Origin of the sequence: Corticimicrobacter sp., from assembly GCF_040137905.1 — a bacterium.
Lineage (GTDB): Bacteria > Pseudomonadota > Gammaproteobacteria > Burkholderiales > Burkholderiaceae_B > Corticimicrobacter.
Genome location: NZ_JBEFDG010000032.1, coordinates 87,290 through 97,631, shown reverse-complemented (window position 1 = coordinate 97,631; position 10,342 = coordinate 87,290). Strand labels below are relative to the sequence as shown.

At 60.6% G+C, this 10,342-nt stretch carries 8 protein-coding genes; 3 read left to right on the top strand and 5 right to left on the bottom strand.

Annotated features, from left to right (window positions below; all coding sequences use genetic code 11):
- Both ABN482_RS05760 and ABN482_RS05755 read left to right on the top strand, forming a co-directional pair.
- On the top strand, nucleotides 1–1,792 hold a 1,792-nt coding region (locus ABN482_RS05760; RefSeq protein WP_349503091.1), incomplete at its 5' end, for an ATP-binding protein.
- A gap of 1 nt (nucleotide 1,793) precedes the next feature.
- A complete protein-coding gene (locus ABN482_RS05755) occupies nucleotides 1,794–3,014 on the top strand; it encodes an EAL domain-containing response regulator (RefSeq protein WP_349503090.1) in 1,221 nt (406 codons plus the stop codon).
- Nucleotides 3,015–3,045: 31 nt separating this feature from the next.
- Here the strand turns inward: ABN482_RS05755 and rfbB are convergent, their stop codons facing one another.
- The 3 genes from rfbB to ABN482_RS05740 all read right to left on the bottom strand — a co-directional run bounded on the left by rfbB (nucleotide 3,046) and on the right by ABN482_RS05740 (nucleotide 7,016).
- The gene (rfbB, locus tag ABN482_RS05750) at nucleotides 3,046–4,104 is read right to left on the bottom strand and encodes a dTDP-glucose 4,6-dehydratase (RefSeq protein WP_349503089.1); all 1,059 of its coding nucleotides are present in this window, start codon (nucleotides 4,102–4,104) and stop codon (nucleotides 3,046–3,048) included.
- A 96-nt stretch (nucleotides 4,105–4,200) separates the two neighbouring features.
- Nucleotides 4,201–6,000 (bottom strand): DUF4153 domain-containing protein, encoded by a 1,800-nt coding sequence (locus ABN482_RS05745; protein WP_349503088.1) that lies wholly within the window; start codon nucleotides 5,998–6,000, stop codon nucleotides 4,201–4,203.
- Nucleotides 5,994–7,016, bottom strand: coding sequence for a DUF481 domain-containing protein (locus tag ABN482_RS05740; protein WP_349503087.1), 1,023 nt, complete (start codon nucleotides 7,014–7,016; stop codon nucleotides 5,994–5,996). The genes ABN482_RS05745 and ABN482_RS05740 overlap by 7 nt, the downstream gene beginning before the upstream one ends.
- A 231-nt stretch (nucleotides 7,017–7,247) precedes the next feature.
- Here ABN482_RS05740 and ABN482_RS05735 point away from each other — a divergent pair, with 231 nt between their 5' ends.
- Nucleotides 7,248–7,865 carry a trimeric intracellular cation channel family protein gene (locus ABN482_RS05735; RefSeq protein ID WP_349503086.1) on the top strand — a complete coding sequence of 206 codons (618 nt, stop codon included), beginning with the start codon at nucleotides 7,248–7,250 and terminating at the stop codon, nucleotides 7,863–7,865.
- A 56-nt stretch (nucleotides 7,866–7,921) separates the two neighbouring features.
- On the opposite strand, the gene ABN482_RS05730 is transcribed toward ABN482_RS05735, so the two are convergent.
- Nucleotides 7,922–9,157 carry a saccharopine dehydrogenase family protein gene (locus ABN482_RS05730; RefSeq protein WP_349503085.1) on the bottom strand — a complete coding sequence of 412 codons (1,236 nt, stop codon included), beginning with the start codon at nucleotides 9,155–9,157 and terminating at the stop codon, nucleotides 7,922–7,924.
- A gap of 34 nt (nucleotides 9,158–9,191) precedes the next feature.
- The gene (gene nspC, locus ABN482_RS05725) at nucleotides 9,192–10,310 is read right to left on the bottom strand and encodes a carboxynorspermidine decarboxylase (RefSeq protein ID WP_349503084.1); all 1,119 of its coding nucleotides are present in this window, start codon (nucleotides 10,308–10,310) and stop codon (nucleotides 9,192–9,194) included.
- Nucleotides 10,311–10,342 lie beyond the last annotated feature (32 nt).

Below are 10,342 nucleotides of genomic sequence, written 5' to 3'. Positions count from 1 at the left end.
GCAATATGCCGCGCTGCAGGATAGCGAGCGCCTGACCCGGACCATCGTCGATGCCGCCCCGGTAGGCCTGTGCCTGATCGACCGCAACAGCGGCGTTCCCCTGGTATCCAATGAGCAGGCCAGGCAATGGATGAATGCCGAGGACAGCCAGTGGCGCCTGCAGGCATTGCAGAACCAGGAGCCAGGACAGGAGCGCACGCTGCGCGATGGACGCAGCATCCTCCTCAAGGTCGTTCCCATGATGCATCAGGGCCATGAGGTCGCCCTTTGCGCCATGAATGACATCACTGCGCTCAAGGAAGTCGAGCGTTCGCTGCTGACCGCCAAGCACAAGGCCGACTCAGCCAACAAGGCCAAGACCGATTTCATTGCCACCATGAGCCATGAGATCCGCACCCCCCTGTTTGGCATCATGGGAACACTGGAGCTGCTGTCACTGACCGAGTTGACGCAACGCCAGCGCCAATACCTGCGTACCATCCAGCTTTCATCGGGCACCCTGATGCGTACCATCAGCGAAACCCTGGATCTGGCACGCGCCGAAGCCGGCCACGAGAAACTGCAGATTTCCGATCTGTCACCTGTCGACCTGCTCAACAGTGTCGTCGCCAGCTACGCCGATCGTGCACGCGCCAAGGGTATCCTGCTCTATGGCGTGGCAGACTGCCGTGTTCCCCAACGCGTGGCAGGCGATGAACTGCGGTTGCGCCAGATCCTCAACAACCTGGTCAGCAATGCCATCAAGTTCACACTGGGCGGGCACGTTGTACTACGCCTGCGGATACTCGACATGGACGACAGCCAGGTGACACTTTGCTTCCAGGTGGCGGATACCGGGATCGGCATCCCCCCCGAGCATCAGCACAAACTGTTCGCACCTTATTACCAGGTGGAAAATCGGACACAAGGCGGTGACAATCCGGCCGGCTCCGGGCTGGGCCTGTTCATCTGCAAGCGGCTGGCCAGCCTCATGCACGGCACCCTGTCCGTGGTCAGCACGCCGGGGCTGGGTACCAGCATCGACCTGCGCGTCTCGCTGCCGCTGGGTACCCAGCCTGCCAGCCAGTTCCTGCAACCACGCACCGTCTATGTCAGCGGTGCCATCCAGGAAACCGTGCTCAACCTGTGCGACTGGCTCAACCTGTGGGGCATCAATGCCTTGCCGTTCCAGCCCGGTGACGAAGCACAGGCCAAGGGTGCACTCCTGCTGTCGGCCTGGCCGCTGGCCACGCCGGCCCCGGACTGGCAAGGCCAGCGTCTGGTGATGTCGCCGCCCGGGCAGATTCCCGATGATGCCACCAGCCCCCTGATGCACTACTGCAACGCCTATGATCTGCAGGACCTGAAGCGTACGCTGCTTCTGCTGCAGGAGCACCAGCCACAGCAGTCACTCAACCCGGCCCGGCCTTTCGAGGCCAGCCTGGGCCTGCGCGTGATGGTTGCCGACGACAACATGGTCAACCAGCGCATTCTGTCCGAACAGCTTGCGCATCTCGGCTGTACCGTCCTGCTGGCCAAGGATGGCCAGTCGGCGCTGCAGCAACTTGAGCACGAAGAGGTAGACGTGGTACTGACCGATATCAATATGCCCATCATGGATGGCTACACGCTGGCCAGCCGCCTGCGTTCGCAGCAATACAAGGCACCGATCTATGGCGTCACCGCCAGTGCCATGTCCGACGAGCGCAAGCGCGCCCGCGACTGTGGCATGGAAGACCTGCTGCTTCGTCCGTTGTCAATCAATACACTGCACGATACACTCCAGGCTGCCATCGTGCGCGGGAGAGCCTGATATGCGATACCCCTACCATATCCTTGTCCTGGAAGATCACCCGCTGCAATGCGCCCACGTATGCGACATGCTGGAACAGGCCGGCTTTGCCCAGGTCGACACTGCACACAGCGGCACCGATGCACTCTCGCGCATCGGTCATAGCACCTACGACCTGATCCTGCTGGACCTGAACATGCCGGATATGGACGGCATGCAGTTCATCCAGGAACTGGCAGAGCACTATCCCGATATCCTGATCGCCATCACCAGTGCCTGTTCACCCCGCATGATGGACAGCGCCAGCCATATGGCCCGCAACATGAACCTGACGGTCATCGATTGCTATGCCAAACCCTTTACCGCCCTCGATGCGCAAAGCCTGGGCAAGGCGCTCGAACAGCGCAGCCATCACCCTGCTGCCCCCCCGGCATTGCCAGCAGAGTCTCTGCCGGCAATGACATCAGCCATGCTCGATGCAGCCTTGCATACCCACCAGATAGAGCCCTGGTTCCAGCCCAAGTGCTCGCTGCGCACCGGCAAGATCGTCGGGGTCGAGGCCCTGGCCCGATGGCGTCATCCCGATGTCGGCCTGGTATCGCCGGGCGTCTTCCTGCCCGCCATCACCGAACATGGCAAGGATCATGCCCTGCTGATCCACATGCTCGGCGGTGCCCTGCAGGCCTACCGGCGCTGGGCCACGCAGGGCTGGCGCATTCCGGTATCGGTCAATCTCCCCACGCATCTGCTCGACGATGCCACCCTGCCCGATCAGTTGCACGCGCATGTCATTGCCTGCGGCGTACCTGCCGAAGATGTCACCTTCGAGTTGCTGGAAAGCTCCCAGACCGTCGATCCGGGTCTTTTTTTCATGGGAGCCGGCCGACTGCGGCTCAAGGGGTTCGGGCTGGCCCAGGACGATTTCGGCATCGGCTACAGCTCCATGCACAGCCTGACCGCCGTGCCCTTCACGGAACTCAAGATCGACCGTGCATTTGTATCAGGCGCAGCCGTCACCGGCACGCTGGCAGCCGCCACCATCACGGCCATCATGCTGGGCAAGGAGCTCGGCATGAAAGTCACGGCAGAAGGTGTGGAATCGGCGGAAGATCTCGAATTCCTGCGCAATGCGGGTTGCGATTACGTGCAGGGCTTTTTGATTGCCAGGCCCGCACCGGAGTCGGAACTGACGGCCCTGCTGGACCGAGAACTCTGCCCCTCGAGTACCACTCACATGCACTGACGAGGCACTGGCAGCCGCTACCGCCATGAATTCAGGCCATGCCCAGGCGTTCACGCCGGTAGCTGCCATCCTGCACACTACGGCACCAGTCCAGGTTGTCCAGATACCACTGTACCGTCTTGCGCAACCCGGACTCAAAGGTTTCCTGCGGCCGCCAGCCCAGTTCACGCTCGATCCTGCCGGCATCAATTGCATAGCGCAGGTCATGGCCAGGCCGATCCTGAACGTGCGTGATCAAGCGGGCATGCGGCACCACGGGTGAGTCAGGATGCAACTCATCCAGCAAGACACACAGCGCCCGCACGACATCGATATTGCGCTGTTCATTGTGGCCACCGATGTTGTAGGTTGCACCGGCCTCGCCGTTCATGAACACGGTATACAGTGCCCGCGCATGATCCTCCACGTACAGCCAGTCCCTGACCTGCTCCCCCTGCCCATAGACCGGCAGGGGCTTGCCCTCCAGGGCGTTGAGGATCATCAGCGGAATCAGTTTTTCCGGGAAATGATAGGGACCATAATTGTTGGAGCAGTTGGTGATCAGGGTCGGCAGACCGTAGGTTCGGCGCCAGGCCCGCACCAGATGATCCGAACCTGCCTTGCTGGCCGAATAGGGAGAGCTGGGATCGTAGGCGGTTTCTTCTGTAAACAGCGAGGCCGAACCTTCTCCGAGGTCGCCATAGACCTCGTCCGTCGAGATGTGATGGAACCTGAACGCAGCCTTGCGCTCCGTTGCCAATCCTGACCAGTATGCGCGGGCCGCCTCCAGCAGCGTATAGGTACCGACCAGATTGGTCTGGATGAAAGTGCCGGGACCGTCTATGGAACGATCGACGTGCGACTCAGCGGCCAGGTGCATGATGCCGTCCGGCTGATGCTCATGCAGGACACGATCGACCTCTGCCCGATCACAGATATCGACCTGTTCGAAGGCATGCCGCGCATCGGTGCGGGCAGCCGCCAGTGAAGCCAGGTTACCGGCGTACGTAAGCTTGTCGAGATTGACGACGCTGTGATCCGTATGGCTGATCAGGTGGCGCACCACGGCAGAGCCGATAAAACCGGCACCGCCGGTCACAAGGATTTTCATGGCGAATCACGCTATAGGCTGGAAGCAGGCCAGTATATAGCAGCATACTGGTTGCACGACCCAACCGGCCTCGACATCCATGACACTGGCCAGGCGTCAGGGATCGATGCTGCGCAGGCGCATCACCCTGCCTTCCGCCTCGATGTTATGCCAGGGTGAAGGTACGACACGAGCCTGCCCCTCACGCATCCCCTCCAGCCACGACGCATTGACATCCATTCCCTCGGCGACGGCCTGCCACCGCTTGCCATCAGCTTCCTGACTGAATACCGTGACCTGTCCCCAGTGCTTCTGGTCGACGATCAGCATCAGATCGGTACGGCCGTCGCCATTGAGGTCTGCGGGCCAGAGCAAGCACTCCTCGCGACCGTCCAGGCAGGTCTGCTCCGTTCGTGTCTCCGACAGGGCGCGCAATGCAGCAACCAGCTCCGCGGGAGCACCGGGCGGCATTGCCACGGGTCCCGGCAGGACCTTCAGGGCAGCCAGCACCTCCTCATCCGAGCGAACGGGCAGTTCCTCGACGGAAGCCAGGCCACGATTGACCTGCATTTTGCGCGCCAGCCTGGCGATCTCTTCGTCGGCCAGCGAGCCGGTCCGCTCGGCCAGTTGCGTCAGAGCCTGCTGTCCGTAGCGACCGCTCTGCTCCAGCAGCATGTAGAAGTCGAATTCGTTGGGCTTGACCTTGCCCCGCTCAAGCCGGGCCACCTGGCTATCGACCGCGATGCGGGAAGGATCGAGTACCGGAGACAGCAACAGCACCAGTGCGACACACATCAACAGCGCCGCCACGATGTTGGTTCGTGCCACGCTCCAGAACCAGCGCCGACCACGCTGCCACAGGCTGGCGGCATAGCCCGCCACATAGACCACGGCAAGCAGCAGCACCAGTACCGCCCAGATGCGATCACGCGTCCAGCCATGCTGATCGATGCGCAGATACAGCGCCCAGGCAGCCAGGGCTGCGGCCAGGACCAGAATCAGCCAGAGCCAGCCCATGATTTTGCGCACACTGCTGCGAAAAGGCTCTTCGCCCACGCCATCCTGCCAGGCCGTATTGACGAAATGCACGGCCAGTGCGATGAACCACAGCATGAAGAGCGCGGCCTTGTTGGTTTCCAGCAAGGGCGCGATACCGGTAAACAGCATCGCCACCGCCCATACTGCCGCCAACAGCAGCAGCAACGGCAGGAAAACCTGATTGAGCGACAGCCAGAAGCGGCGCAGCGTGACCAGCACCTGGCTGCGTGCCAGCAGCAGGGCGACTGCGCAGCCAAACACCATCATGCTCAGGGGCAGGATGACATAACCTTCGAAGGCATGTCGCACCAGATCCTTCAGCCCCAGTATCCCCAGCAAACCCAGGCCGGCACCGAAGACTCCCCAGAAGATACCCGTCAGCACCACCGCGAGCACGGTCATCAGGCCATTTCGCCAGGCCGTTTCAAACAGTGCGGCATACGACCAGCGTGGCACGCGCCCCTGCCAGTGCACATGCGCCAGCAGGGGAATCAACGTGAAGCCCAGGATGGCGTAGAGCAGCCCATTGGAAAGATACGATTCGAAGCGATGGTAGATCACGTCTCTATCATTCACCCAGCCGGCATGCGCACCCAGCAGGGCCAGCAGGATTGCCATGCCGACCACGATGCCGATACGCCGCCGGGCACCCAGACCTGGAATGTCCTGGGTCAGGTACAGGCTCAAAGGCACCGCCAGCACGACATTGAGCAGAGCGACGAACAGGCTGGGGGACAACGTCTCTCGCAACCATGCACTACCATCGAACAGGAACCACAGCAGCAGTCCCTGCAGCAGGCCTGTCAGGCCAAACAAAAGCCACGGTGGACGGCCTGTCTCGCGCACGACCGGCACGGCCTGTGTATCGGCTATCACCATGTCACGCCCAGCCCCATCGAATAACGGGTTTCATTGAGATCCTCGACTGCACCCGACACCGTGTGTTGCGATACTTTGGTGTAGAGCGAGGCCCAGTTGGTCACGTTGTAGCGCATGCCCAGTTCGGCATTCAGGCTGTAGTTGGCATCATTGCCCAAAGGCCGATAGGCATCGCCATTGGTAAACAACTGCCATTGCCGTCCACTGAAATAACGCGTGTAGTTCCAGCCGACACCCAATGCCTGGAACTCGGCATCACCATCATTGCGATAGCGGTAACGGGTGTGCGCCAGCAGACCTGACAGCGAGAACGCCCCCAGTTCATCGTCCCAGAACTGGTAACCGGGGCCCAGGCCGAACTGAGTCTGGTGCGTCAGGTTTTCGATATAGTCCTTGTTGTAGCGGACCCGCCCCTGCACGAACATCTTTTCCGACAGGAAGCGATCGAGCGCATAGCGACCACCGTAATTATGCGTTCTGACGACATCGTCCTGCTCCTTGCGGGCAAAGTCCAGCTTGAGACTGTGCCGCCACCAGCCGTGCCGGGCCTGGGTATCCAGCGCAAACAGCATGTCCTTGGTATCGTTGGTGGCGCGTGTGATATTGCCTGCAAGGTCGAAGGAACCATCCAGCGACCAGTCACCCAACAGCGGATGGGGACGCACGATACGCTCGATATCGCCCAGTGCGACTTCGTATTTTTTCCAGCCTTCGACCGACTGCGCCATGCCTGGCTCATCGGTCGGTTCCAGACGAGCTTCATAATCAATAGGCAGCCCGGGCATACGCAGCGCCATGGGATCATCTGTCTCGATTTGTGCGACCTGGTCCCACTTGATGGTGACCTCGCCCGCATAACCGGTTTCCAGCACCAGTTTTCCTGCATCCATCAACAAGACGCGACCCGTCAACCGATCACCATTGGACAGTACGACCGTATCGGCCTGCGCCTGCGTCCATGCCAGCGCTGCGCATGCAACCATCAGACTGACGGTGCGGGAAACGACAGAATGCATCGTAGTCTTGCCTTCGACAAATGAAAATTGAAATCGTATCGCCAAACGGCGATGCTCCGGAACCGGATTAATGTAAGCAATCCCTGCCCGAAAGCAGGTTGTCACGCCTGGCCTGCCGTACAGCGGCCATGGAGACAATCCACCATCCAACGGCATGCGCACGTCTTCTGCGAAGACGCGTTCTGCATTAGCATACGGGTTTTCCCGGATTCTACTCCTGCCAGGCTGCCCATGCTGCTCTACGTTCTGTATCTGATCGCCATCGTCGCCGAAGCGGTGACTGCCGCACTGGCGGCCGGCCGTCGCAGCATGGACTGGGTTGGTGTCTGCCTGCTGGGGTGCATCACCGCGCTGGGCGGCGGCTCGGCGCGCGACATCGTACTGGGCCACTACCCCTTGACCTGGGTCGCCCATCCCAACTATCTGCTGCTGACAGGTGGCGCGGCGCTGCTGACCATCGCGCTGGCACGCTTCATGCACCACCTGCACAAACTGTTCCTGCTGCTCGATGCCATCGGCCTGGTGGTCTTTACCGTGATCGGCTGCAATGTGGCATTGGAAATGGAACTGCCCTTCGTGATCGTGATCGCTTCCGGCATGATCACAGGCTGCGTGGGCGGCGTGCTGCGCGATGTGCTCTGTAACGATATCCCGCTGCTGTTCCGCAGCGAACTGTATGCAACGGTCTCCGTGCTGACCGGCATCATGTATGTCAGCGGCCTGCAACTGGGATTCGACCACAACATCGTCATGATCGTATCGCTGCTGTCAGGGTTGCTGCTGCGCCTGCTGGCACTGCGCTTTAACTGGAGCATGCCCAAGTTCATCTATTCCCGGGACGTGCACTGACGCGCCCGGCGGGAGGGGCCGGCCGGCCCCTCCTTTCTGTTCCTTGAACGTCCCAGTCAGTCCAGCAACCGGTCTTCGCTGCCTTCGCGGATACGGCTCGGCAGGCCCATGCCATTCATCAGCCGGATCAGCGGCATCGCCGGCAGCTCTTCCACATTGGCCATCCGTCGCACATCCCACTCGCCCTGCGCAACCAGCAATGCCGCCGCAACCACCGGCACACCCGCCGTATACGAGATCGCCTGACTGCCCACCTCGGCATAGGCATCGGCATGATCGCTGATGTTGTAGATAAAGACTTCCCGCGCCTGGCCATCCTTGCGCCCCTTGACCAGATCGCCTATGCAGGTCTTGCCCTGGTAATCAGGTGCCAGGGAAGCAGGATCCGGCAGAATGGCCTTGACCGCCTGCAACGGCACCACAGCCTGGCCGCAATCGAGGCGTACCGGTTTTTCAGACAGCAGGCCCAGATTTTTCAATACAGTGAACACATTGATGTAATGTTCGCCAAAGCCCATCCAGAAACGGATATTGGGCACATCCAGGTTCTGCGACAGAGAATGCAGTTCATCGTGGCCGGTCAGGTAGGTCGTCTGCTGGCCCACTACGGGCAGGTCGTCGGTACGCTGCACCTCGAACATGGCATTCTGGACCCACTGACGATCCTGCCAGGTCCAGGCACGGCCGGTGAATTCGCGAAAATTGATCTCGGGATTGAAGTTGGTGGCGAAATACCGGCCATGACTGCCGGCATTGACATCGATGATGTCGATGGAGTCGACCTCATCGAAATAGTCCTGGCAGGCCAGTGCAGCATAGGCGTTGACCACACCTGGATCGAAGCCGATCCCCAGCACCGCCGTCACGCCCTGCTGCTCGCAGGCATCGCGGCGCTTCCACTCATGGTTGGCGTACCAGGGCGGTGCCTCGCAGATCTTGTCGGCCTCCTCGTGGATGGCCGTATCGAGGTAGGCCGCGCCAGTCTCGATGCAGGCCTGCAGCACGCTCATGTTGACGAAGGCGTGACCGACATTGATGACGATCTGGGCACCTGTGCTGCGGATCAGGGCTTTGGTGGCCTCCACGTCCATGGCATCGAGCGCATGCGGCTCGAGTACACCCGGGACCTTCATGGCATGCTTGTGGTGCACGCTGTCTATGATCTCCCGGCACTTCCGGACATTGCGGGACGCAACATGGATATCCCCGAGGACATCGTTATGCTGCGCACATTTGTGCACCACCACCTGACCGACGCCACCCGCACCGATGACCAGAACGTTCCTTTTCATTTCGTCACTCAACCCCCATAGGAAAATTTACGCCTCAGGAAAGGCTCTCAACATAGTCTTCATACGAAAATGATTTGATCGGATCGATCCTGCCGTCGAGCCGGCGGATCGCAATGGACGGCATGTTCACACCGTTGAACCAGTTTTTCTTGACCATGGTGTAGCCGGCGGCATCCTGGATCGAGATCCGGTCCCCGACCCGCAACGGCTGTTCGAAAGAAAACTCACCGAAGATATCGCCCGCCAGGCAGGATTTGCCGCACACCATGTAGCGATGGTCGCCACGATCAGGCTCGATACGGGCCGGCAGACGATAGATCAGCAGATCCAGCATGTGGGCCTCGATGGAACTGTCCACGATGGCCAGATCCTTGCCGTTGTGCAGCACATCCAGCACCGACACCTCCAGCGTAGCAGCACCGGTAATGGCAGCCTCGCCCGGCTCCAGGTAGACCTGCACGCCGTATTTTTCGGAAAATGCCCGCAATCGCGCGGCAAATGCTTCCAGGTCGTAGTCCTCGCCGGTGAAGTGAATGCCGCCACCCAGGCTGACCCATTGCACGCGTGACAGCAAATGCCCGAAGCGGGCCTCGATGCCATCGAGCATCTCGGCAAACAGGGCAAAGTCTCGGTTTTCGCAATTGTTGTGGATCATGAAACCCGACACCAGGTGCATGACTTCCTCGACACGGGCGGGATCCGCCTCGCCCAGCCGGCTGTGCTGGCGCGCCGGGTCTGCCAGCACATACGGAGAATTGCTGACCTGGGGATTGAGCCGCAGGCCACGCATCACGTGGCACGAAGCCTGCTCGAACCGCTGCAACTGACCGAGGCTGTTGAAAATGATCTTGTCGGCACAGGCTACCACTGCATCGATTTCGTGGTCTGCGTAGGCCACGCTGTAGGCATGTGTCTCGCCACCGAACTTTTCGCGCCCCAGGCGCACCTCGTACAGCGACGACGACGTCGTGCCATCCATGTACTGCGACATCAGGTCGAAGGCAGACCAGGTGGCAAAGCACTTGAGTGCCAGCAGCACACGGGCACCGGACTGCTCTCGCAGCCAGCGCATCTTGTCGAGATTGCGCAGTAGCTGCTGCTCGTCGATCAGGTAGCAGGGAGTCTGCAGGTCGGAAGAATGCGGGATGGGCATCGGGTATTTGATCCTCGGGGTAATACAGCCAT